24 protein-coding genes are annotated in these 25167 nt (G+C 33.6%); 15 read left to right on the top strand and 9 right to left on the bottom strand.

All coding sequences use genetic code 11. The features are described 5' to 3' along the window. Window positions 1-112: 112 nt before the first annotated feature. Window positions 113-1063: a calcium/sodium antiporter gene (locus DFQ09_RS00355; RefSeq protein ID WP_115807612.1), complete on the top strand. Its 951-nt coding sequence runs from the start codon at window positions 113-115 to the stop codon at window positions 1061-1063. 440 nt (window positions 1064-1503) lie between these two features. On the opposite strand, the gene DFQ09_RS00350 is transcribed toward DFQ09_RS00355, so the two are convergent. Continuing rightward, window positions 1504-3345: a T9SS type A sorting domain-containing protein gene (locus tag DFQ09_RS00350; RefSeq protein WP_115807611.1), complete on the bottom strand. Its 1842-nt coding sequence runs from the start codon at window positions 3343-3345 to the stop codon at window positions 1504-1506. A gap of 337 nt (window positions 3346-3682) precedes the next feature. Further along, window positions 3683-4708 carry a glutamine synthetase beta-grasp domain-containing protein gene (locus DFQ09_RS00345; RefSeq protein WP_115807610.1) on the bottom strand — a complete coding sequence of 342 codons (1026 nt, stop codon included), beginning with the start codon at window positions 4706-4708 and terminating at the stop codon, window positions 3683-3685. Between the two features lie 179 nt (window positions 4709-4887). Between DFQ09_RS00345 and DFQ09_RS00340 the strand changes: the two genes are divergently transcribed. The 5 genes from DFQ09_RS00340 to DFQ09_RS00325 all read left to right on the top strand — a co-directional run bounded on the left by DFQ09_RS00340 (window position 4888) and on the right by DFQ09_RS00325 (window position 10557). After that, on the top strand, window positions 4888-7074 hold the full coding sequence (locus tag DFQ09_RS00340; RefSeq protein ID WP_115807609.1) for a glutamine synthetase III family protein: 2187 nt from the start codon (window positions 4888-4890) through the stop codon (window positions 7072-7074). A 227-nt stretch (window positions 7075-7301) separates the two neighbouring features. Further along, window positions 7302-7445, top strand: coding sequence for a hypothetical protein (locus tag DFQ09_RS18795; RefSeq protein WP_179348168.1), 144 nt, complete (start codon window positions 7302-7304; stop codon window positions 7443-7445). A gap of 509 nt (window positions 7446-7954) precedes the next feature. Continuing rightward, the gene (locus DFQ09_RS00335) at window positions 7955-8317 is read left to right on the top strand and encodes a hypothetical protein (RefSeq protein WP_115807608.1); all 363 of its coding nucleotides are present in this window, start codon (window positions 7955-7957) and stop codon (window positions 8315-8317) included. Window positions 8318-8361: 44 nt separating this feature from the next. Continuing rightward, window positions 8362-9540: an AIR synthase related protein gene (locus tag DFQ09_RS00330; protein ID WP_115807607.1), complete on the top strand. Its 1179-nt coding sequence runs from the start codon at window positions 8362-8364 to the stop codon at window positions 9538-9540. A 12-nt stretch (window positions 9541-9552) separates the two neighbouring features. Beyond that, window positions 9553-10557 carry a DUF3078 domain-containing protein gene (locus tag DFQ09_RS00325; protein WP_115807606.1) on the top strand — a complete coding sequence of 335 codons (1005 nt, stop codon included), beginning with the start codon at window positions 9553-9555 and terminating at the stop codon, window positions 10555-10557. 5 nt (window positions 10558-10562) lie between these two features. Here DFQ09_RS00325 and DFQ09_RS00320 read toward each other — a convergent pair whose 3' ends face one another. Next, entirely contained in the window at window positions 10563-11222 is a 660-nt protein-coding gene (locus DFQ09_RS00320; protein WP_115807605.1) for an ATP-binding cassette domain-containing protein, read from the bottom strand. A 7-nt stretch (window positions 11223-11229) separates the two neighbouring features. After that, complete coding sequence (locus DFQ09_RS00315; RefSeq protein ID WP_115807604.1) at window positions 11230-11517, bottom strand: hypothetical protein; 288 nt, start codon at window positions 11515-11517, stop codon at window positions 11230-11232. Between the two features lie 321 nt (window positions 11518-11838). Here DFQ09_RS00315 and prfA point away from each other — a divergent pair, with 321 nt between their 5' ends. The 3 genes from prfA to DFQ09_RS00300 all read left to right on the top strand — a co-directional run bounded on the left by prfA (window position 11839) and on the right by DFQ09_RS00300 (window position 14649). Then, window positions 11839-12918 carry a peptide chain release factor 1 gene (gene prfA, locus DFQ09_RS00310; protein ID WP_115807603.1) on the top strand — a complete coding sequence of 360 codons (1080 nt, stop codon included), beginning with the start codon at window positions 11839-11841 and terminating at the stop codon, window positions 12916-12918. A 34-nt stretch (window positions 12919-12952) separates the two neighbouring features. Continuing rightward, window positions 12953-13762 carry an orotidine-5'-phosphate decarboxylase gene (gene pyrF / locus DFQ09_RS00305; protein WP_115807602.1) on the top strand — a complete coding sequence of 270 codons (810 nt, stop codon included), beginning with the start codon at window positions 12953-12955 and terminating at the stop codon, window positions 13760-13762. 104 nt (window positions 13763-13866) lie between these two features. Then, a complete protein-coding gene (locus DFQ09_RS00300) occupies window positions 13867-14649 on the top strand; it encodes an ABC transporter substrate-binding protein (protein ID WP_115807601.1) in 783 nt (260 codons plus the stop codon). Between the two features lie 160 nt (window positions 14650-14809). Here DFQ09_RS00300 and DFQ09_RS00295 read toward each other — a convergent pair whose 3' ends face one another. From DFQ09_RS00295 to purU, 3 genes are all read right to left on the bottom strand, one after another. After that, window positions 14810-15007: a Lacal_2735 family protein gene (locus tag DFQ09_RS00295; RefSeq protein WP_115807600.1), complete on the bottom strand. Its 198-nt coding sequence runs from the start codon at window positions 15005-15007 to the stop codon at window positions 14810-14812. 99 nt (window positions 15008-15106) lie between these two features. Further along, window positions 15107-15817, bottom strand: a complete 711-nt coding sequence (locus DFQ09_RS00290) for a DUF4197 domain-containing protein (protein ID WP_115807599.1) — start codon at window positions 15815-15817, stop codon at window positions 15107-15109. Window positions 15818-15979: 162 nt separating this feature from the next. After that, entirely contained in the window at window positions 15980-16834 is an 855-nt protein-coding gene (purU, locus tag DFQ09_RS00285; RefSeq protein ID WP_115807598.1) for a formyltetrahydrofolate deformylase, read from the bottom strand. A gap of 145 nt (window positions 16835-16979) precedes the next feature. Here purU and DFQ09_RS00280 point away from each other — a divergent pair, with 145 nt between their 5' ends. The 4 genes from DFQ09_RS00280 to DFQ09_RS00265 all read left to right on the top strand — a co-directional run bounded on the left by DFQ09_RS00280 (window position 16980) and on the right by DFQ09_RS00265 (window position 22463). Further along, window positions 16980-20393, top strand: a complete 3414-nt coding sequence (locus DFQ09_RS00280) for a methylmalonyl-CoA mutase family protein (protein WP_115807597.1) — start codon at window positions 16980-16982, stop codon at window positions 20391-20393. Between the two features lie 141 nt (window positions 20394-20534). Further along, window positions 20535-21008: an OsmC family protein gene (locus tag DFQ09_RS00275; RefSeq protein ID WP_115807596.1), complete on the top strand. Its 474-nt coding sequence runs from the start codon at window positions 20535-20537 to the stop codon at window positions 21006-21008. Between the two features lie 245 nt (window positions 21009-21253). Further along, entirely contained in the window at window positions 21254-21793 is a 540-nt protein-coding gene (locus tag DFQ09_RS00270; RefSeq protein WP_115807595.1) for a sigma-70 family RNA polymerase sigma factor, read from the top strand. Between the two features lie 55 nt (window positions 21794-21848). Beyond that, on the top strand, window positions 21849-22463 hold the full coding sequence (locus tag DFQ09_RS00265; protein WP_115807594.1) for a DEAD/DEAH box helicase: 615 nt from the start codon (window positions 21849-21851) through the stop codon (window positions 22461-22463). Between the two features lie 4 nt (window positions 22464-22467). Here DFQ09_RS00265 and DFQ09_RS00260 read toward each other — a convergent pair whose 3' ends face one another. Then, entirely contained in the window at window positions 22468-22863 is a 396-nt protein-coding gene (locus DFQ09_RS00260; RefSeq protein ID WP_115807593.1) for a hypothetical protein, read from the bottom strand. A 117-nt stretch (window positions 22864-22980) separates the two neighbouring features. Here DFQ09_RS00260 and DFQ09_RS00255 point away from each other — a divergent pair, with 117 nt between their 5' ends. Beyond that, window positions 22981-23424, top strand: a complete 444-nt coding sequence (locus DFQ09_RS00255) for an Lrp/AsnC family transcriptional regulator (protein ID WP_115807592.1) — start codon at window positions 22981-22983, stop codon at window positions 23422-23424. A 46-nt stretch (window positions 23425-23470) separates the two neighbouring features. Here DFQ09_RS00255 and DFQ09_RS00250 read toward each other — a convergent pair whose 3' ends face one another. After that, a complete protein-coding gene (locus DFQ09_RS00250; RefSeq protein ID WP_115807591.1) occupies window positions 23471-24442 on the bottom strand; it encodes a YpdA family putative bacillithiol disulfide reductase in 972 nt (323 codons plus the stop codon). 115 nt (window positions 24443-24557) lie between these two features. Here DFQ09_RS00250 and DFQ09_RS00245 point away from each other — a divergent pair, with 115 nt between their 5' ends. Continuing rightward, the gene (locus tag DFQ09_RS00245) at window positions 24558-25160 is read left to right on the top strand and encodes a DUF1684 domain-containing protein (protein WP_115807590.1); all 603 of its coding nucleotides are present in this window, start codon (window positions 24558-24560) and stop codon (window positions 25158-25160) included. Window positions 25161-25167: the final 7 nt, after the last annotated feature.

Below are 25167 nucleotides of genomic sequence, written 5' to 3'. Positions count from 1 at the left end.
GTACAACTGCAAAAATAGTTTTATAACGAAAATTATAGTTTTAGTAGGTGTGAAAATGAAATATTATCTTTGCGCTTTTAATGGATATAAGTAATTAAAAATATAAATAGAGATGAGTGTGTTAATGGTTATTGCAGGGTTAGCGTTGTTAGTAATTGGTGGAGATTTTTTGGTTAAAGCATCCGTTGGATTGTCTTTTAAACTTAAGCTGTCTAAGTTGGTTATTGGTATGACGGTTGTGTCTTTTGCGACGTCTGCACCAGAATTATTAGTGAGTTTGCAAGCCGCTTTAGAAGGGGTTTCGGATATTGCCTTAGGAAATGTCATCGGTTCTAATATTGCAAACATTGGCTTAGTATTAGGAATAACGGCTATTATTTCTCCATTAGCTGTAGATCGTGACTTTTATAAACTGAATTGGCCAATGATGATGTTATTGTCATTTGTACTGTATTATTTCTTAAAAAATGATGGAGTTTTAACCGCTATTGAAGGCTTGTTAATGATGATTTCTTTAGTTGTCTTTTTAGTTATTTTAATTAGAAGTTCTAGAAAATCAACTAAAGCAAACGTTGAAGAGGTAGACGATTCACTTGCTGTAGTTTCTAACTTTAAAATTGTAATGTGGTTGCTAATTGGTGCGGCAGGTTTATATTTTGGTTCTCTTTGGTTAGTAGATGGAGCTAAAGAGTTAGCGGTATCTATAGGTATTAGTGATTATGCCATCTCTGTTACCGTAATTGCTATTGGTACAAGTGTGCCAGAGTTAGCGGCTTCTGTTATTGCAGCATTAAAGAAAGAGAAAGCTATTTCTTTAGGAAACCTTATTGGTTCTAATATTTTTAATATCGCTTCAGTATTAGGTCTTACTGCAATGATAAAACCTATTGTTGTTAACCCTGAAACTCCAGAGATATTATCAACAAATATATTTTGGATGATTGGTTTTGCTGCTATTTTAATTCCGTTTATAATCATCCCAAAACGTTTTGAAATAGGAAGGTTTAAAGGAGTGTTATTGTTAGGGTCTTATTTGGTGTTCATATATATGGCGCTTAAATAGATGTTGAGGTAAATTAGGAATGTACGTTGTTGATGAAGGTATGATTACCTTCTCTTAATTAGCATAAAGCATAAAGAGAAAGCCTCATGACCTTATAATCCGTGAGGCTTTTGTATGCGCTAGAATGGTTCATTAATTCTATTATTTCTAGCGAATAACTCACTAAGCACTATTTTGAGTTTCTTGTTGTAACGTCTACAATGGTTGGTCTAACAACTAAATTCTTAGCATTAAATTTAGCCTCTTATACTCGCTAAGGTAAGTTTTTAATTATATGAAATGAACGTTATGACTATTGAGTCGTTGAGGTATTAAAGCTCATTTTACACCTATCTTCAATTGAACATAACGTCTAAAAAGTAATAGAAAAAAAAAGCCTCCTGAAAATATTTCAGGAGGCTTTGTATATAGTAATTGGAATTACTAATATGTTGCTTTACTTATTTAGTAACAACAAACTTCTTAGTAATGCTTGAGTTTCCAGTGGTAACTTTATATACATATAAGCCTGCAGCTAAATTACTAGAGTTAAATTCTGCTTTGTATACTTTACCTGGGTAAGCTTCCTCATTGAATACACGACCAACATTACGACCGTTAATATCAAATACCTCTATCGATACGTTACCAGTTGCTTGAGGTGTAAATTCAATATAAGATACACCATTTGTTGGGTTAGGGTATGTTCTAAAGCCTAATTCTTCAGCATTCACCGTATTTACACTAAGTAAACGTTGTTGTTCAGCGTAAGCCTGGTAATCAAATTCTTCACAAGTTCCTATAGCAATTACACCGTCAAGGTCATAACCGTCTTCCGTTGTTGTTAATTCGTCGTTATTTACAATTTTCACGTAGTAAATAAAGTTAAACCCACCAGCGTCTGAAATATCAATTGTATTATCTGATTTACATACAGTACCAGCAAAATGATAATTGATATCATCAGCAGACACATAAACATTAGCAAACTCTTTGTAACTGTCACATCCTAATGAATTACCAAAAGTAGTTTCAACAATTACTAAGTCAGGACCTTCTTGGTTGTAAACAGCACCACCAAATGTTAAAGTAACTTCTCCACCGTACCCTAATGATGTAAAGACGTAATCATCAGTTGATTCTGGCTCACCAAGTACATTGTTAGGCGTTTCAGTTCTAATAGCGTCAATAACACCACCATTCTTTTTAGTTCCTTCAACATAGTTAAAGTAATCTACAGCATAACATCCTGCAGGTGTAGGTAAAATAGGTTCTTTACAACCCGTTAAAGCAACAACACCATCTAAGTCAAAACCATCAGCAGAAATAGATCCACTAGGTGTTGTGTCTACAATCTTCACTTCTGTAATATAAGATAAGAAAATAGGTGCATTGCTAATATCTAAATCTCCTGCGTCATCTGTAAGAACTGATCCAATAAGGTAAAAATCGATACCGTTTTGAGACACATAAATATCAGCAGATTCTGGGTAGCTAGCGAATGATGCGTTACCAAATGTAGTTTCAACAACTTCGATATCTGGACCTTCATTATTGTAAACAACACCGTCAAAAGTTATTGTAACTTCTCCACCGTAACCTAATGATAAAAAGTTTAATGAATCATCCATTTGAGGTTGACCTAAAGCTTTATTTGTGTCCATGCGCTCAGCAACTGTTAATGCATTTCCATTGTTATCTAATCCTGGGATATAGTTCATAGCTCCTGAACCATAACAAACATCAAGAGGAATGTCTTCACAGCCATTCACTGCTTCAATACCATCTAAATCGTAGCCATCTCCAGCTCCATATGTTATATCTGTAATTCTAATTTGAGTAACGTAATCTAAAGCAACACCTTCAAGGTCTATTGCTCCATCACGACAAACTGTACCGTATTCGATCCATGTTTCACCGTCTTGAGATAGCTCTACTAATGCCATTTCATCATCATATCCACTGCAGTTATCTCCAGAGAAAGACGTTTCATAAATCATTATATCGGTTCCGCGCTCATTGTATACAGCTCCGCCTAAAGCAAGAGTAATGCTTCCTTTCATACCTAAAGTATAAAATCCGTTAGCAGCGTTTGATTTGTCTGGTGCATTTAAAGCGGCATTAACATCTGAACGACTCGCAAGTACCGCATCACCATTTGATTGAGTGCCTTGGGTTGAGGCAATCACTTCGACAGCATTACAGCTATCTTGTGAATTACCTTGGAAGGCATTCATATTAATTGACATAAAAGTAGCAGCTCCGCATAAAACAGGAAGTAGGTGCTTAGTAAAATTTTTCATAAGTATTTGAATTTGGTTAATAACAATGCAATATTATGAAGGTGTGTATTGGTAGCCCAAAAAAGGCGAAGACTATCTCAAAAAGTCGATAAAATGACGTAATTTACTATGAAAAACAGATTTTATCGTTGTAAGGGAATACTCCTTAGTTCTTATGAAACTCATAAGTATGAGCGAGATACAGTAATAAGTGAAGTTGTTTCTTGAGAAGTATGTTGCTTACTTGTAAATAAACATGAGATTAAGTGTGTTTTAATCTTCACATATAATAAGGAGTGAAAAAGTCGTCTAGAAAAAAAAATTCTAGACGACTTTTAAAATATATAATAGTGGCTAATTAAGAAATGTCAGCACTTTTTACAGTTTTAATAATTCTACCTGCAATTTTGTATGGATCACCATTAGAAGCTGGTCTTCTATCTTCTAACCAACCTTTCCAGCCTTTCTCAACTACGATAATAGGAATACGGATTGAAGCTCCTCTATCTGAAACTCCCCAAGAGAAATCATTAATAGATGCCGTTTCGTGTAAACCTGTTAAACGTTGATCGTTAAACTCTCCATAAACAGCAATATGTTCTTTTACTACAGGGCGGAAAGCTTCACAAATTTTTGCGTAAGTTTCTTTATCTCCACAAGTTCTTAATACCTCGTTAGAGAAGTTGGCGTGCATACCAGAACCATTCCAGTCCATATCTCTACCTAATGGTTTTGGATGGTATTCAATATAGTAACCATATTTTTCAGTTAAACGGTCTAGTAAGTATCTAGCGATCCAAATTTCGTCACCAGCCTTTTTAGCACCTTTAGCAAATAATTGGAATTCCCATTGTCCTGAAGCAACTTCTTGGTTAATACCTTCAAAATTTAAACCAGCATCAATACATAAATCAGCATGTTCTTCAACTAAACCTCTTCCGTGAGTATGTAACCCACCTACAGAACAGTAATACATACCTTGTGGTGCAGGGTATCCGCCTATAGGGAATCCTAATGGTAACTGAGTTTTAGTATCCATAATAAAATACTCTTGCTCAAAACCAAACCAGAAATCATTATCATCATCATCAATAGTAGCTCTACCATTAGAAACGTGAGGTGTTCCATCAGCATTTAAAACTTCTGTCATTACTAAATATCCGTTGATTCTGTCTGGATCTGGATAAATAGCTACTGGCTTTAATAAGCAATCAGAAGATCCACCTTCAGCTTGTCTAGTAGATGATCCATCAAAAGACCACATGCCTAATTCTTCTAAAGTACCTTTAAAGTTTTCGTGCTCTTCTACTTTGGTTTTACTTCTCATATTTTGAGTTGGGAAGTAGCCATCTAACCAAATGTATTCTAATTTAATTTTTGCCATAATGATTGTTTTGTTTATCAGATAATAATGACACAAATATTGTTATTTTTTTTTACCCATCAAAAAAAATGGGGGTATTTAGTTTAAAAGTGTTTAATTATTGTAGACTACCCTAATTTTGTGTAGGTAATTGTCTATTTTTTAAATATTTTGTATTTTTGACCTTAAAAACTAACAATATGTCAACACTCAGATTTCATGCTGTAAAAGCATCTTTAAAAAGGAAGCCGTTAAAGATTAAGGAGAAGAAACGCCGATCCGAAATCTTTGGCTCTAATGTGTTTAACGAGGTAGCGATGCGTCAATATCTAACTAAGACCGCTTTAAATAGTGTTTTAGAAGCCGTTGAAAAAGGAACTAAAATAAACCGTCTTGTTGCAGACCATATTTCTACAGGAATGAAAGAATGGGCAATCAGTAAAGGAGCAACACACTATACACATTGGTTTCAGCCATTAACTGGGGCAACAGCTGAGAAACATGATGCATTTTTTGAAACTATTGGTGATGGACTCGCTATTGAAAAATTTGGTGGAGATCAATTAGTACAGCAAGAACCAGATGCTTCTAGTTTTCCAAATGGTGGTATTAGAAACACGTTTGAAGCTAGAGGTTATACAGCTTGGGACCCTACATCACCTGCTTTTATATATGATAAAACATTATGCATTCCAACAGTTTTTGTATCCTATACAGGTGAAGCATTAGATTTTAAAACTCCACTTTTACGCGCTTTGCAAGTGGTAGATAGTGCTGCAGTTGCTGTGTGTAAATACTTTGATAAAAACGTAAAAAGCGTAAGAACCTCTTTGGGTTGGGAGCAGGAATATTTTTTAATAGATACGGCATTGGCATTATCTAGGCCAGATATCTTATTAACCGGAAGAACGCTATTGGGGCATTCGCCAGCAAAGGGTCAACAATTAGATGATCATTACTTTGGTACTATTCCGGCAAGGGCGATGTCGTATATGCGCGATTTAGAACACCAATGCATGCTATTAGGAATTCCTGTTAAAACAAGGCATAATGAGGTGGCACCAAACCAATTTGAATTGGCTCCCATTTTTGAAGAAGCTAATTTAGCAGTGGACCATAATTCATTGTTAATGGATATTATGCAGAAAATTGCCAAACGACATAGTTTTACAGTGCTTATGCACGAAAAACCATTTGCAGGTGTTAACGGTTCAGGTAAGCATAACAACTGGAGTTTATCTACAAATACAGGTGTCAACTTATTATCTCCAGGAAAAACACCGATGAGCAATCTTCAGTTCTTAACCTTCTTTATTAATACGATTAAAGCGGTACAGACGCACGAAGAGTTATTAAGAGCTGCGATTGCTTCTGCTAGTAATGATCATCGTTTAGGGGCTAATGAGGCACCTCCTGCGATTATTTCAATTTTTATTGGAGATCAACTAACTAAAGTGCTCGGGGAATTAGAAACAGTAACTAAAGGGAAATTATCTCCTAAGGAAATTACAGACCTAAAACTTAATGTGGTTGGTAAAATACCAGAAGTGATATTAGATAATACAGACAGAAATAGAACCTCGTCATTTGCCTTTACTGGTAATAAGTTTGAATTTAGAGCAGTGGGTTCTACAGCGAATTGTGCTAACCCAATGACAGTTTTAAGTACGATAGTTGCAAAACAACTAATGGATTTTAAAATTGAAGTCGATGAGTTAATCGATAAGAAATCAATGAAAAAGGATGATGCTATTTTTAATGTATTGAGAGAATATATTAAAACATCTAAGGCGATTCTTTTTGAAGGTAATGGTTATAGTGAAGCATGGGAGAAAGAAGCTAAGAAGCGTGGGTTAAGTAATAATAAAACGACACCTGAAGCATTAAAGATAAAAAAGGCTAAATCTACAATAGAACTTTTTGACAGCTTAGGGGTGATGAATAAGGTGGAGTCTGAAGCGCGTTACGAAATCGAAATGGAAGATTATATTCACCATGTTCAAATAGAAAGTAGAGTCATTGGGGATATTGCCAGAAATCATGTAGTGCCAACTGCTGTGAGGTATCAAAATATTCTGATAGAAAATGTAACTGGTCTTAAGACTATTTATGGAGATCGTTTTAAAGATTTTGCGAAAGCGCAACTGGTTCTTATCGAGCAAATATCAGAACATATTGAAACGATTAACTCAACGGTAACTAAAATGACGGAAACGCGAAAAGCAATTAATAAAGAAGCGAGTCTAGAAAAGAAAGCTGATGGATATTGCAATGAGGTAAAACCATTATTTAAAGATATTAGATATCATTGTGATAAACTAGAATTAATGATTGATGATGAGTTGTGGCCTTTAACTAAATATAGAGAGCTTTTGTTCACTAAATAATTAATATAAAATGTCTTAGAGGTGTTTGAGTAGGTAATTCTATGCGATGAAATACGTATATATACGTACAACTTACAGTGCGAAAATTGCGTTTTGTGCAGTTTGTCGATAACATTAAACTAGTTGTCGAAAAGGTGGTGGTATCGTGCGAAATAATTGGGGGTGGACCTTTTAACGATACGTTTGTTTAGTATCTTTGTAGGGCTATTAATCAATAATTTGTAAAAATGAAAAAGTTACTACTTAGTGTAGCAATTCTTGTTGGAGCAACGCTTATTTTATCTCAAGACAATTCTAGCGAATTGAAAAATGTTAATAATGATGAAGTTGTAAGTGTACAAGTAAAGCTACCAGCAGATCTTAAAAATTAAGATAAAATTATTAGGTAATATTTGCCTTCTAGGCTATAAGATAAAATCGATGTTTCGGTTTTATCTTTTTTTTTGCTTTAATTGATTTCTTCCAGTAAACATATAGTGTGTTTATAGTTAAGTAAAAATTTATCTGTATTGTCAATCTCTCGTTAAATCTGCAATAGAATATACTGATCTTCTAATTTAGAAGTATATAATTTCTAAACTCCAAGCTATTGCTTTGGGTATAGCATTGACTTTTTTTCTAATTCAGAGTTTTCTCAAGAAATTAGTAAAAAAAAAGTAAAAAGACTATCAATCGCAAATATGCTTTTTTTGATTACAGAGGTTTCAATGTTGCAGATTTAGCAGTTGGTTCAACAATGATGGAGGGCGATTATCCAGAATCAGAGTGTGAGTTGTTCTTCAGAATAGGGTGTAAGCATCATATTACAAGTCATCTTAATATATATATCACATAGAATAAATACAACGTTGCTGTTAAGGCTGTTTTTAACGAAGGATTTATGTCTTTCGATTTAAATTTAGAAATCCTATTTAGTCCCTATACGAGATTTTTACCATTTTTATTTGTGGGTGGTGGTTATAACACATCTAATTCTTTTATAAGTACAGTTGCAAGAGCACAAGGAGGGTTTGGTTTTGAGGTTCTACTCACTAAAGGTGTTGGCCTAATATTATTTGGGGAATATAATTATATGTTTATCGAGGATCATTTAGTTTGTCTTATGGCAGATGAAACAGATGATGCGTTATTGAGAGGTGGATTAAGCTCTAATTTATACTTCGGTGGTAAAAAGAAAAAGGAAGCATTATTTAGAAAAATGAAAACTGTTATTAATTACAGCTTAATCATTCCTTATAATTAAACGCAATTCTTACTTTTGCAATATCAATACTAATAAACGATACAATGAGTAATTCGGTGAGTAAAAGATATGCGCAAAGAGGAGTTTCTGCTTCAAAGGAAGATGTCCATAATGCTATAAAGAATATCGATAAGGGCTTGTTCCCTAAAGCGTTCTGTAAAATAGTTCCAGATTATTTAACTAATGATTCTGATTATTGTTTAATAATGCATGCCGATGGAGCTGGTACAAAATCGTCTTTGGCATACATGTATTGGAAAGAAACTGGAGATATTTCAGTTTGGAAAGGCATCGCTCAAGATGCGTTAATTATGAATATTGACGATTTACTCTGCGTCGGAGCCACAGATAACATAATGTTGTCTTCAACCATTGGAAGAAATAAGAATCTAATTCCTGGTGAAGTCATTTCAGCAATAATTAACGGAACAGAAGACTTAATTGAAGATTTAAAGTCTTTTGGAGTTACGATCCATTCAACTGGTGGTGAAACTGCAGACGTTGGCGATATAGTAAGGACGATTATTGTCGATTCTACAGTCACGGCACGTATAAAGCGCTCAGATGTTATTGATAACGCTAATATTGTTGCAGGTGATGTTATTGTCGGTTTAGAGTCTTTCGGTCAGGCCTCTTACGAAACCGAATATAATGGAGGTATGGGAAGTAATGGATTAACATCAGCAAGACACGATGTGTTTTCAAAATATTTAGCCGAAAAATATCCAGAAAGTTTTGATGCTGCTGTACCAGAAGACTTAGTGTATTCCGGACAAACAAAATTAACAGATACTGTTGAGAACTCACCAATCGACGCTGGTAAGTTAGTGTTATCGCCGACAAGGACTTACGCGCCAATAATCAAAGAAATTCTGAATACATATAATAGTGATTCGGTTCACGGCATGGTGCATTGTAGTGGAGGAGCGCAAACAAAAATTCTTCATTTTATTGATGAACTTCATATTGTAAAAGATAATATGTTCAAAGTTCCGCCGTTATTTAAACTAATTCAAGAACAATCTAAAACAGATTGGAAAGAAATGTATCAAGTGTTTAACTGTGGCCATCGTATGGAATTGTATGTAAAGCCAGAAGTTGCAAGTGCTATTATTGAGATTTCAAAATCTTTTAATGTAGATGCTAAAATCATTGGTCGCGTAGAAGCTTCCGATAAAAAACAACTTACTATTAGCAGTGAATACGGCACATTTAAGTATTAATTTATTTCAAACATGAAAAACTATTCTTGGTTTATATTTAGCGTATTTGTCTTATGCTCTAGTATCCTTTTTGCTCAGCCAGATTCTTTATATTTTCAAAAGAAAAAGAATGAACCTATTCAATTAGGGTGGAGAACTAAAAAAGAAGTTGGCTTAACGCTTAATCAGGTGTCTTTTACAAACTGGAATACAGGTGGAGCTAATTCAATCTCGGCTATTATATCAGGTAAAGCAGAGGCAAAATATAAGCAAGAAAAATGGTTTTGGAATTCTAACTTTAACATCCGTTATGGTTTAAACAAGCAAGAAGATCTAAACATTAGAAAAACGGAAGATGTTATTGAGGTAATCTCTAATATTGGTTTAGAAAAAGACCCCAAAAGTAATTGGTTTTATTCTTCAAAATTTAGTTTCAACACGCAATTAGCAAATGGATATAATTATCCTAATAGAGATGAGCCTATATCTAGAGTTTTAGCCCCTGGTTATATGTTTTTTGGTTTGGGAATGGAATATGGAAGGTTTATAGAGCGCATGTCCTTTTATGCCTCACCATTTACCTTAAAAACAACATTTGTTTTAGATAATGATTTAGCAAATAGAGGTGCTTTTGGAGTAGAGCCAGCTATTTATGATTTAGAGGGAAATATGCTTAGGGAAGGTAAAAAGGTGAGACAAGAATTGGGTATATTATTAACTAATAAATATGAAGAGGAGCTTTTTGAGAATATTAAAGTGTCAAGTTTATTACGTTTATATACGGATTATATTAATAGTTTTGGAAACGTTGATTTAGAATGGGAACTCAATTTGGACATGAAAGTCAATAGATTTGTAAAGGCTACTTTAGGCTCTCATCTTAGGTATGACGATGATATTAAGGTAGAAGTTGAAACCAATGAATTAACCAATGAAGAAAGTGTTATTGTAGGTCCTAAGTTACAATGGAAACAAATTTTGGGTGTTGGTGTAGTGGTAGATTTAGATCAAATTATTAAAAGTAATTCATCATCTTAATTCTTTTATAAGGTACCTTCACTTAAATATTTATAATCCTCAAGTTCTGTAAGGTTTTCAATTTTTTTTGTGGAGCCATTATTTAATAAGTAAATATGATCTGATGCCTCAATAATGTGTTGATACATATGGTCGGATATAATAATAGCTTTTTCTTTTTTTTCTTCTTGAATAAGCTGTTTTACAGTTTCAATATGTAAAGGTGATAAATGAGAAAATGGTTCGTCTAAAAATACGATTTGACTTTTGGTTTTTAGAATAATATAGGTTTCAATAATACGTCTTTCCCCACCTGATAGTGCGTTGAATCTCGCATTTTTATAGATAGAAAACGCTTCAAAACTTTCAATAAAAATAGCCCAATCAATAGCATATAATTTAAATACAAAAGACAAGGTCATGTCACCAGGAATAAAATTATACTGTGGCAGATATATAGCAATTCCTGTAGAATATAAGGGCTTTAAAAGAGGTTTGCTATCTAATCTTACCAACATGTATTTTGGTTTTAAATTCCCAAAAGCAATATTGAGCAAGCAGCTTTTGCCACAGCCATTTCTACCTAAGATAGCTGTAACCTCTCCCGTTTCAGCTTTGAGGTAAATACCGTTTAAAATGCGTTTGTTTTTAAAGTAAAGTTCTACATTGTCTAGTTCAAATATCATTTGTTTATCAAGTGAATTCCTTAAATATGGTAATAAAAATAATGGTTAAAATACAGTCTAAAATAAATATAACAGAAAAAAGCTTTAAAGTAGAAATACCTAAATTTTTGTAAAAGGTTAATTTTCGTTTATTATTAGTTTCACTCACATAATACCATGCAAAAACCGTAAGAAATAATTTGGTCACTAATGCTGGTACTATTAGTGGATTGAAAAATCCGATAATAGCATTCGCCGTAAAAGACCAAACCACAAACGGTCTGTAAAATGTAAGTATAGCTAGGAATCGATACATAGTTTTATACTAACGTTATTTATGGGGAGTTTATTTTTACCTGTAATATTGAATTTGTATTAGCATTGAAAAGAATCAAGGCCGCTCTGCTTTTAGAGTCAAGAATAAAGATTTTATAGTAAAGCGACATTTTCTATATTTTAATACTGATAACAATAATACTAAAAGAATTTATTAGTATTAAAGTAACTTAATCGGAGCTAACTAGATCATTGAAAGTTACTGATTTATCAATATTTAGGTCTTGATTCTTTATTCTAGAAACGCAGCGGTCTAATATCTCAAAAAAAACGTATTTTTGAAATCCAATTTTGAAGAGAGATGTTAGAGAAAATACAGATTATAAAACAACGTTTTGATGAGATCAATGATCTTATCATTCAACCAGATATTATATCAGATCAGCAGCGCTACACCAAGCTGATGAAAGAATACAAGGATCTTAAATTAATTGTAGATAAAGGTGAAACCTACAAAGAATCCTTAGAAAATATTTCTGAAGCTCAAGAGATTCTTGCGGATGGCTCTGATGCCGAAATGGTAGATATGGCTAAAATGCAACTTGAAGAAGCAGAAGAAATCATTGAAAAGCTTGAAGAAGAGATTCGTTTTATGTTGATTCCTAAAGATCCAGACGATGCTAAAAATGTCGTTGTTGAGGTGCGTGCGGGTACAGGTGGAGACGAAGCTAGTATTTTTGCGGGTGATTTATACCGAATGTATTCAAAATATTGTAGCGATAAAGGTTGGAGAGTCGATGTTGTAAGTCAAAGTGACGGAACATCTGGTGGTTTTAAAGAAATTATTTTTGAAGTATCAGGTGAAGATGTTTATGGAACTTTAAAGTTTGAAGCTGGTGTACACCGTGTACAACGTGTGCCACAGACAGAAACTCAAGGTCGTGTGCATACAAGTGCAGCAACGGTTATGGTATTACCTGAAGCGGAAGAGTTTGATTACGAATTAGATATGACGGAAGTTCGTATAGAGCGTACCACATCAACTGGTCCTGGGGGGCAGTCGGTAAACACAACCTACTCTGCTATTAAGTTACATCACGAGCCAACGGGAATGATTGTAAGTTGTCAAGACCAGAAATCATCTCATAAAAACTTAGAAAAAGCCTTAAAGGTGTTACGTTCGCGTTTATACGATTTAGAATTAGCGAAGCAACAAGCAGCCGATTCTGAAAAACGTAAAAGTATGGTGAGTTCTGGTGATAGATCTGCTAAAATTCGAACCTACAATTATCCACAAGGACGCGTAACAGATCATAGAGTACCAGGTTTAACCCTTTACGATTTACAAAATATCATTAATGGTGATATTCAAAAAATAATAGACGAATTAATGTTAGCCGAAAACACAGAGTTGTTAAAGGCTAATGATGATGTAATTTAAATTGAAGCCTCTTTACTGAGGCTTTTTTTATACTATGACTACACAGCAACTTATAGACCAAATTAAAAAAAAGAAATCGTTCCTTTGCATAGGATTAGACGTCGATTTAAATAAAATCCCAAAGCATTTATTAAAAGAAGAAGATCCAATTTTCGCTTTTAATAAAGCCATTATAGATGCTACACATCATCTTTGTGTTGCCTATAAACCCAACACAGCATTTTACGAAGCATACGGTATAAAAGGCTGGCAAGCTTTAGAAAAAACAATCAACTATCTTAACGACAATCATCCTGAAATTTATACGATTGCAGATGCGAAACGTGGAGATATTGGGAATACAAGTACGATGTACGCTAAAGCATTTTTTGAAGATTTAGGTTTTGATAGTGTTACTGTTGCACCTTATATGGGAAAAGATTCAGTAGAGCCTTTTTTAGCTTTTAAGGACAAACACACCATACTTTTAGCATTAACTTCAAATGAAGGAGCTTTTGATTTTCAAACAAAGTCGGTTGATGGAGTAGAGTTGTATAAACAGGTTTTAGAAACGTCTAAATCTTGGAAGAATTCTGAAAACTTAATGTATGTGGTTGGTGCTACTAAAGCTGAGTTTTTAGCGGATATTAGAAAAATTATCCCAGATAGCTTTTTATTAGTGCCTGGCGTTGGTGCGCAAGGAGGAAACCTTCAAGAGGTTTGTAAATATGGTATGAATAGTTCTGTTGGCTTATTAATTAATTCGTCTCGAGGCATAATTTATGCGTCTCAGGAAGAAGACTTCGCGGAAGCTGCAGCTCAAAAAGCTAAAGAATTACAACTACAGATGGCTGTTGAATTGTGAACTGTCATTCCGAGGAGGTAGGACGTGGGAATCTCTTGAAACAGAACTATAATTAAACAGATTGCTGTACTCAGGTTTTACTGAGCGGGGCCAAAGTATTCATAATGACATATATCGATCAACTTAAACGAGAAATTCAACTCAACAAAACACCCAAGCGTATCATCTCTTTGGTGCCTTCGCAAACCGAATTATTGGTAGATTTAGGTTTAGAATCTTCAATTGTTGGTGTTACTAAGTTTTGTGTACACCCGAAGCATCTTAGAATGTCTAAAGCTGTTGTTGGTGGCACAAAGAAAATCAATATTGAAAAAATAAAAGCGCTTCGTCCAGATATTATCCTTTGCAATAAAGAGGAGAATACTAAGGAGATTATTGAAAGTTTAGAAGAAATAGCTCCAATTCACGTGAGTGATGTTTATAACCTCGACGATTGCTTTGAGCTCATTAAGATGTATGGGGAAATTTTTAATATTGAGAGGACAACGTCAACTTTAGTAGCAAATATTCAATTAGAACGCGAAGCATTTCAAATTACACTTCAAAACACAGATAAGTTAAAAGTTGCTTATTTTATTTGGAAAAAACCGTGGATGATTGCGGCATCAGAGAATTTTATAGATGCTATGATTAAAGAATCTGGTTTTGTAAATGTGTTTAAAGATGATAAACGTTATCCGGAAGTCGACTTAAGTAATCCAAAATTAAAAGAGGCAGACCTCATTTTTCTATCAAGTGAACCTTTTCCGTTTAAAGAAGAACATGTCTTAGAATTAAAAGCTCAATTTCCAGAGAAGACTATAAAAATTGTCGATGGTGAATTGTTTTCTTGGTATGGGAGTCGTGTACTGAAATCTTATAGCTATTTCAAAACCTTTCATAATTAAGCATAAAAAAAGTCGATACCTAACTACAATATCGACTTCTAACTAACTAATGTAAGATCTAACTAACTCAATCTTTTGCACTGCAAAGATGGTGAGTTTAATTAGCTTAGAAGTTAAGAGAACGTTAGGGTATAATTAAGTGTAATTTAATAAGTTAGGATTAGTAGACTTGGACTTCCGAATTGTGCATAACAAACCCTAATTTATTAATTTTATAAAGAACTTTAGTGGCTTTGTACTCAGAGAAATCACTTAAAGCGTGATCTGTTTGTCTTAAATTATAAGCGTCTTCAATAAGTTGAAGGTACTTTTTCTTAAGCTTTATTCTTTTTTTTATTATTTTTTCTGAATTACTCACAGCTAAATTTTAATAAATACCTTAGTAAATTACTAAAATTTAGCTAGAACAAATGTTTTTTTAAGTAAAAGATAACAAAATCTATAGCGTAATGCTGATTTAATCTTGCATAGCAAAGACCTTCTTCAATAAATCACTACTACGAGAAGATACTTTTGTTCTTATTTCTTTTTCTTCAACAGCAATCATAGTATAAACACCTTTTAAAGCTTCTTGCGTTACGTAATCCGTTAAATCAGGGTTCACATTATTTGTCAAAGGAATATTATTGTATTTGGTAATAAGGTTAGACCAAATTTGATCAGCACCTACTTTGCTAAACGAATTATTTATAACAGGCTTAAACTTGCTGTATAATTCCGTTTGCGTTTTTGATGTTAAATATGATGTTGCAGCGTCATCTTCTCCCAAAAGAATGTTTTTGGCATCATCAAAAGTGATGTCTTTTACAGCATTAACAAAAATTGGAGTCGCTTCAGATACGGCATCTTCTGCAGCTCTGTTAAGTACCTTTAAACCTTCATCAGCTAAACTGCTTAATCCAATTTTACGAAGTGCGCTATCTACTTTTTGAAGTTCTTCTGGTAAAACGATTTTTACCAATTCATTTTTAAAGAAACCATCTTCTGCGGTTAATTTTGTTACTTGTTTTTCAATACCTGTGTCTAAGGCTTCTCGTAATCCGGCTGCAATATCAGCATTACCTATGACTCCACCAGTTCCTTGAGGTAAAGAATCGACAACCTGTTGTAACTCAGCACAAGCTGTTAAATTGAAAATAATCAGTAGGGCAAAAATTCTTTTAATCATCATTTAAGTTTTAATTTTTGGTAAAGATAATTTATATAGGCAAAAAAACTTCAAGTTTTAGACCTAAAATAGACATCTCAACTTATTATTATAGACACATTTAAGTTGCAATAGTCACTATAAAATTGTTTTTAAGTTGAATTTGTATCTGTAAATTAGTATTTAAGAGAAGATAATGGTCTTGTTATTATAGACCATAACTTTTCTATTGGCGTGAAGTTTAATAGCATTAGATAAAACTATCTTTTCTAAATCGCGTCCTTTTGCTATTAAATCTTTAATTGAAAAGGTATGAGATACATGTGCTACGTCTTGTTCTATAATTGGTCCGGCGTCTAACTCTTCAGTGATATAATGACTTGTAGATCCAATAATTTTTACACCGCGTTTGTATGCCGAATGATACGGTTTTGCGCCAACAAAAGCAGGTAAAAACGAATGATGAATATTGATAATCCTATTAGGATATTTATCAATTAATGTTTCAGAAACAATTTGCATATAACGGGCTAAAACGATAAAATCAACCTGATGCGTTTCAAGTAAGTTCAACTGTTCTTGTTCCGCTTCATGCTTCGTCGCTTTTGTAACAGGCACATGATAAAACGGAATATTGAAACTATCTGCAATAGGTTTTAAATCGAGATGATTACTAAGAATGAATGGGATTTCAAGAAATAATTCACCCGAGTTATAACGGCCTAAAATATCATACAAACAATGATCGTATTTAGAAACGAATAATGCCATTTTTGGTTTCCTTTCAGCAGAATATATTTTCCATTTCAATTGAAATTTCTCGGCCAATTCAGAATTGAATAGGTGTTTGAATTTTTCAAGTGAGAACGAATTTGATGCAAATTCACATTCTAATCGCATAAAAAATATGTTTTGCTCTCTGTCGACATGCTGATCGATATAGACAATATTTCCATCGTTTGAAGCCATAAAACTCGTCACCGAAGCAATAATATTCGGTTGATCGGCGCAATGAATAAGTAATGTGATTTTATGCATAAAACTAATCTTGAATGAGTTGATAAAAGTAATTAAAATTGTGTGCCGTTGCCACTTTCTCTGCGTTTTAGATAATTGATGATTATTGCCTTAGATTTTTGAATATTCCTTAAATTTGCCATTCAAATAAGCAAGATTTTTAAGAATGGAACAAGTTGCACCTTATAAGCCAAAATATAAAGTACGTATAGTAACAGCCGCATCTCTTTTTGATGGACACGATGCAGCCATAAATATAATGCGTCGTATCATTCAATCTACTGGAGTTGAAGTGATTCACTTGGGGCATGATAGAAGTGTAGAGGAGGTTGTGACTACGGCGATCCAAGAAGACGCGAATGCCATTGCATTAACATCATATCAAGGGGGTCACAACGAGTATTTTAAATATATGTATGATTTGCTGAAAGAAAAAGGAGCTGGTCATATTAAAATCTTTGGTGGTGGAGGTGGAGTTATTCTTCCTGAAGAAATCAAGGAATTAATGGATTATGGAATTACCAGAATCTATTCTCCAGACGATGGAAGAGCCCTTGGTTTACAAGGCATGATTAACGATTTGGTTCAACAATCAGATTATGCTATTGGAGATTCATTAAGTAACGAAGTAGATCTACTTCCTACTAAAAATCCAAAAGCAATTGCTAGAGTGATATCTTCTGCAGAAAACTTTCCAGAAGTTGCAAAAGCGACATTAGACAAAATTCATATAAAAAATAAAACATCTAAAACACCGGTTTTAGGAATAACAGGAACAGGTGGAGCAGGAAAATCGAGTTTAGTCGATGAGCTGGTGCGTCGTTTTTTAATTGATTTTCCAGAAAAAACTATTGGTTTAGTTTCTGTAGATCCTTCTAAACGTAAAACAGGAGGTGCGCTTTTAGGAGATCGTATTCGTATGAATGCGATTAACAACTCAAGAGTGTATATGCGTAGTTTGGCAACACGTCAATCTAACTTAGCATTATCCAAATATGTAAACGAAGCGATTGAAGTTCTAAAAGCTGCAGAATACGATATAATCATCTTAGAAACTTCTGGTATCGGTCAATCGGATACTGAGATTATGGAACATTCGGACGTGGCCTTATACGTTATGACTCCAGAATTTGGTGCAGCAACACAATTAGAAAAAATTGACATGCTAGATTTCGCCGATTTAGTAGCGATTAACAAGTTTGATAAACGTGGTTCTTTAGATGCGTTACGCGATGTAAAAAAACAATACATGCGTAACAATCATCTTTGGGATGTTCACCAAGATGATTTGCCGGTTTATGGAACAATAGCTTCACAATTCAACGATCCAGGAATGAATACGCTTTATAAAGCGATTATGGATAAATTGGTTGAAAAAGCTAATTCAGAATTAAAATCGACTTTTGAAATTTCTAAGGAAATGAGCGAGAAGATTTTTGTGATTCCTCCGTCTAGAACACGTTATTTATCTGAAATTGCAGAAAGTAATCGCGCTTATGATAAAACCGCAGATGCGCAAGTTGAAGTGGCTCAGCGTTTATACGGCATTTATAAAACATTAGAATCTGTTTTAGAGGCAACTCCAGAATTAGATAAAGCAGGAATTGCTTCAGAATCTATAGCGCCTAATGAAGAGAATAAAGATTTTGTAAAACTTTTAGTTAGTGAATTCGACCGGGTAAAATTAAACTTAGATCCTTACAATTGGGAAGTCATTACTGGTTGGGATGAGAAAGTTAATAAATACAAAAATCCAATTTATAGCTTTAAAGTAAGAGATAAAGAGATTAAAATCGAAACACATTCGGAGTCGTTATCACATTTGCAAATTCCACGAATAGCGTTACCAAAGTATCAAGCTTGGGGAGATTTATTACGTTGGACATTGCAAGAAAACGTACCAGGAGAATTTCCATACACCTCAGGATTATATCCTTTTAAACGTACAGGCGAAGATCCAGCACGTATGTTTGCAGGAGAAGGAGGTCCAGAACGAACTAATAGACGGTTTCACTATGTAAGTGCAGGCTTGCCAGCAAAACGTTTGTCTACTGCTTTTGATAGTGTTACACTTTATGGAAACGATCCAGATTTAAGACCAGATATTTACGGAAAAATTGGTAATGCAGGAGTTAGTATTTGTTGTTTAGACGATGCTAAAAAACTGTATTCTGGTTTTGATTTAGCAAACGTAATGACCTCGGTGAGTATGACTATTAATGGTCCTGCGCCAATGTTATTAGGGTTCTTTATGAATGCGGCCATTGATCAGCAATGTGAGTTTTACATTAAAGAAAATGGTTTAGAAAAAGAGGTTGAAGCCAAAATTGCTAAGATTTATAAAGGCAAAGAACGCCCATCTTATAATGGAGAGCTACCAGAAGGAAACAATGGTTTAGGACTTATGTTATTAGGTGTTACTGGAGATAAAGTATTACCTGCCGATGTTTATGCCGAAATAAAAACCAATACCATTGCTCAAGTTAGAGGAACGGTTCAAGCAGATATTTTAAAAGAAGATCAAGCACAAAACACCTGTATTTTCTCTACAGAATTTGCATTGCGTTTAATGGGAGATGTTCAAGAGTATTTTATTGAAAATAACGTACGAAACTTTTATTCAGTTTCTATTTCTGGATATCATATTGCAGAAGCAGGAGCCAATCCAATTACGCAATTAGCGTTGACCTTATCTAATGGTTTCACTTACGTGGAATATTATTTAAGTCGTGGTATGGACATCAATAAATTTGGTCCAAACTTATCGTTCTTTTTCTCAAACGGTATTGATCCAGAATACGCAGTAATAGGTCGTGTGGCACGTAAAATTTGGGCAAAAGCAATGAAGCACAAATATGGCGCCAATGCAAGAGCACAAATGTTGAAATATCATATTCAAACGTCTGGACGTAGTTTACACGCTCAAGAAATTGACTTTAATGATATTCGTACAACGCTTCAAGCTTTATACGCTATTTATGATAACTGTAACTCATTGCACACTAACGCGTATGATGAAGCTATTACAACACCAACTGAAGAATCGGTTAGACGTGCGATGGCAATTCAATTAATTATAAATAAAGAACTAGGATTAAATAAAAACGAAAATCCAATTCAAGGCTCATTTATTATTGAAGAATTAACCGATTTAGTAGAAGAAGCTGTGCTTTTAGAATTCGATAGAATTACAGAAAGAGGTGGAGTCCTTGGTGCTATGGAAACCATGTACCAACGTAGTAAAATACAAGAAGAAAGCTTGTATTATGAAACCTTAAAACACAACGGAAAATTCCCAATTATTGGTGTAAATACCTTCTTAAGTAGTAAAGGGTCACCAACAGTTGTGCCTGCGGAAGTGATTAGAGCAACGGAAGAAGAGAAACAATTTCAGATTAAAACCTTAGCGAACCTTCATGAAGCAAATGATACAACAGCATTGTTAAAAGATTTACAACAACGTGCCATAAACAACGAAAATATATTTGAAGCTTTAATGGAAGTATGTAAGGTCTGTAGCTTGGGAGAAATTACCTCGGCATTATTTGAAGTAGGAGGTCAGTATAGACGAAACATGTAAGCAGAGAGCCACTTTTTGCTTGTCGAAAAAAGTGTGCGAATCGCTTATCCCAAACTAGTTTTGGGATCTCAATAAATAATAATAAGATAAAAAAGCGTTTCAATCTGAAACGCTTTTTTTATATTCAATAAAAAGAACACCATGTCTATAAAACACACCTTTAAAGCAACCGTAAACTGGACAATTAATCAAGGAGAAAGCACACAAAACCCAAGAACTTTCAGTCGGAATCATGAGGTGTTAATAGATAATAAAACAACACCATTACAAGTGTCAGCAGCAAAACCCTTTAGAGGTGACGACGCCTTGTACAATCCGGAAGATTTATTATTGTCAGCTTTAACATCGTGCCACATGATGTCTTATCTATACGTTTGTGCTCAAAATAATATTGAAGTCTTAAGCTATACAGATCATGCAGAAGGCGATTTAGAAGTTATGGCTTCAGGAAGTGGAGGTTTTAAATCGGTAAGATTAAAACCTATGGTGACTATAAAAGATGAGGCACAAAAAACACTAGCACTAAGTTTGCATAATAAGGCAAACAGCTTATGTTTTATAGCTAATTCGTGCAATTTTCCAATTACTCACGAAGCAATTATATTGGTGAAATAATTCAACATTAATAAATAGTGTCATCTTTTTTGCATCTTTTTAAAGATTCTTTCGTCTATTATATGAACTAAAAAAATAGATATCATGAAAAATAAAGAATGCACTTGCGACTGTGATAGTTGCGCTAAAGGAAATTGTTTTGACTGTACTTGTAATAGCTGTGCATGTACAAACTGCAATTGTTAAATTAGTGTTAGTTCGGATACAAGATTTTGTGTCCGAACTAATTTTAATTAATTTAGAGTATGACTACAAAAGATGTTTGGGGACTATATGCAGAAGACATAAGACGCTTTATACTAAGTAAAGTAAAGAATCCTGTGATTACAGAAGATATTCTTCAGGAAACCTTTATAAAAGTTCATACGAAGTTGCATACCCTAAAAGACGAAGATAAACTGAAATCATGGTTGTTTTCAATTGCTAGATATACGGTTTTAGATTACTTTAGAGAAAATAAACAAGAGTTTCCTGTAGACGATTTAGAAATAGAATCAGAGCCAGAACCTAGTGAACATTCGGAGCAAGATTGTCTTAGAGGTATTATAAAAAGCTTACCTAAAAAATATAGAGACCCTTTGTTTTTATCTGATATTAAAGGCTTAAAACAACAAGAGGTCGCTAATCAATTACACCTTTCATTACCAACGGTAAAATCTCAAATTCAGCGTGCAAGAAAACAGATTGCACAGGGTTTTATGGATTGTTGCGGCTTTAAAATGAATGATGAAGGTCATTTAGTTGGAGAAATACAAGACAAAGCCGACTGTAAAGTCTGTCATTAATGGTATCTTTGCAGTCCTTAGTAAATTTTTAATTTACTATTTAAAAAATGCATTCATGTCTTTCAAAAAATTACATCCTTTATTAAAAGAATCTTTAGAAAACGCTGGTTATGAAACTTCAAATTCGTTTCAGAAAAAAGTACTTCCAATATTAAAAGGGGGCTCTGATGCTTATATCATTGCACCAAAAGATAGTGGGAAAACAACAGCGCTTATTATTGCGACTATTCATAAGCTGAAAGCTGAAGCGTTTGAGGATTCTCCACGTGCCGTAATCATTGTAAAAGATAAGGCAGATGCTTTAGCTTTAAAAGATGAATTTGAACGTTTTACCAAAAACACAGATTTAAGAGTTTATGCGCTTTACGATGAATATGATATTGAAAAGCAAAAAACGGAAGTGTATTACGGTCAAGATATTGTGATTGCCACTCCTGCACGATTAAGTAAGTTGTATTTTTTAAATGGTATTCATTTAGGAGAAATCCAATTATTTGTTATTGAAGATGCGGATTATGTAGGTAGAAATAACACCTATAATCTCCTATTACGCTTATCAGAAAGTGTTGGTAAAAGTCAATTTGTAATTATAGCAGATGCCATGAGTTCTAAAATTAAGAATTATCAAAATTCTTTTATGAGCAATGCACAACTAATTGAAAAAAAATAACGTCTTAAAGCGTCAACATCCAAGTGCGTTGTAATTTTCTAAACTTTCTTAATTCTCCACGAAGAATAGGTAGATAATCTCTTCCGTTACTATTAGATTTTTCTAGTCTTTTGCAATTGCTGTATAGACGCGTTGTTAAACGGTCTAAGCTTTCTAGATGCTTACTCTTTTTATGAGAACAACGTTCTTGTTCAGCACTAATAATTTGAGGGGCAAGATTTGTAGATTGTTGAACAATATCTCCTGAGAAATAAATATGCTCATCCTCTGAACCATCAGCATTCAAGTATGATAAATCTTGATTGAGATAGGTTGAGATACTTCGAGACAACACAATAATATCTATTGCCTTCTGGTAAACAGGCAAATGAGAAAAATGCGATGGTAGGTTATAATTCATAATTTCAATAGCAATTACTACGAAATTAAGGACTAAATACGAATTTAAACTTTAAGATTTAAAGTGATTTTGTATATTTACTTTAATAATAATGTTATTATAGTTAAATTTCTTTAAATGAAGATAGATAATTTAAATTGGAAGATTTTAAAGTGCTTACAACAGAATGCGCGCATATCTAATGCCGAAATCGGAAGACAAGTTGGTATAACATCGCCAGCAGTTTCGGAACGTATAAAAAAAATGGAGGATGCTGAAGTTATTCAAGGGTATACCACATTCGTTTCTCCTTTTGAAGCGGGTTATCAGCTTAAGGCTTTAATTACATTACGAGCGTTTATGGGGATGCTAAAACCTTTTTTAGAGAAGGTGAAAACCTATGATGAGGTGGTAAATTGCTATCGTATTACGGGTAACGAAAATATAGTAATGGAAGTGGTGCTAAAAAATCAGAAGCACTTAGAGGTTTTTATTGATCAGTTAATTAGTTATGGTGAAACTAAAACCCAGATTGTACTATCTCATGTTATTAAGTACAGTGAAATTAAACCTGTGAAATAATTACTCTAGAGAAGCCTAGATTCGTAAGTCTGTTTTCTTTTAATAATTATATAGTTTGCTCTATATGATTAGCAATCATTTTGGCATGTACTCTAGAGTTTTCAATAAACCATTTGTGCGTTTCTTTTCCTCCACAAATAACTCCAGCTAGATAAAGGCCTTTAACATTAGATTCCATTGTTTTTGAGTCGTAATTTGGAATGGATTTTCCATCTGTAGAAAATGCAATTCCAGCCTTCTCTAAAAACTTAAAATTTGGTCTGTAACCTGTTAATGCAATGACGTAATCGTTGGTTATTGTTTTTTCGCCTTTAGGAGTATTAACGATAATTTCTGAAGGTTTTATTTCTTTGATTTCAGAATTAAAATAAGCTTTAATACTACCTTCTTCAATTCGATTTAAGATATCTGGTTTGACCCAATATTTTACACGTTCTCCAATGGCGTCCCCTCTTACAATCATAGTAACATTACCACCTTTTCTATAAATTTCTAAAGCGGCATCCACCGACGAATTACTTGCACCTACAACTACAATATCTTGTAAAGTAAAAGGATGGGCTTCTTTATAGTAATGAAACACTTTTGGTAAATCTTCACCTTCTACATTTAAGAGATTTGGAATGTCATAAAACCCTGTCGCTATGATGATTTTCTTTGTGTTGTATTCTGCTTTATCCGACTGAACTTTAAATCCGGTTGGTGTTTTGTTGACGTCTATTACCGTTTCATAAAGATTAATATTTAAAGCGTTAGATGTTGTAACACGCCTGTAATATTCTAAAGCTTCATTCCGCGTTGGTTTAGGGTTGTTACTAATAAAAGGAATGTTGTCAATCTCTAATTTTTCAGATGTTGAAAAAAAGGTCATGTTCAACGGATAATTAAATAATGAGTTGGTTAAAGCTCCTTTTTCGAGTACCAGATAATTCAAGTTTCGTTTTTTGCATTCTAACGCACAGGCAATTCCTATTGGGCCAGCTCCAATAATTAAAACGTCTAAATCTAAATCTTTCATAAGTGTTTAAAATTACATTTAAAGTAGATGATTATAAAATGTATACTATTAAATATCTCATAAAACTGAAATGAAATTCTATATGTTGTATTTTTGAAGTTTAAATCATAAAATTATGCGCATTTTAGTTGTTTTAATTACGGTTTTGTTTTGTTTTAGCTGTGCTCAGGAAAAAAAGGTTTTAAAATATGAAACTCCATTTCAAGAAAAAATGAATACTGAGTTTAAGGATGCGTCAAAATCCCCTTTAAAAGCGAAGGATTTAAAAAATTTTGAAGGTTTAGATTTCTTTCCTTATGATTCGACTTATGTTGTAATAGCCACTTTAAAGCGCACGCCAAATAGCGAATGGTTTTATATGAAAACCAGTACAGATCGCTTATCTAAAGAACGTGTTTTTGGTGTTTTAACTTTTGAATTAAAAGGTGAATCTCATCAATTGAATGTTTACCAAGGAGAAGAATTGATGCAAACGGAAGGTTTTGAAGATTATTTATTCTTGCCTTTTTTAGATCATAGTAATGGATATTCAACTTATGGTGGTGGTCGCTATATAGATTTAGAAATTCCCGATGGCAATGCATTAGAAGTAGATTTTAACTCTGCATATAATCCGATGTGTGCTTATAATGAAAAGTATTCTTGTCCTATTGTACCCGGTGAAAATTATATTAAACTAGAAATTGAAGCCGGAGTAAAAGCTTATAAAAATCACTAAACATGAT

It is taken from the genome of Winogradskyella pacifica, from assembly GCF_003386275.1.
Lineage (GTDB): Bacteria > Bacteroidota > Bacteroidia > Flavobacteriales > Flavobacteriaceae > Winogradskyella > Winogradskyella pacifica.
The sequence above is the reverse complement of the archived record's forward strand: the minus strand, read 5'-3'. Positions and strand labels throughout refer to the sequence as shown.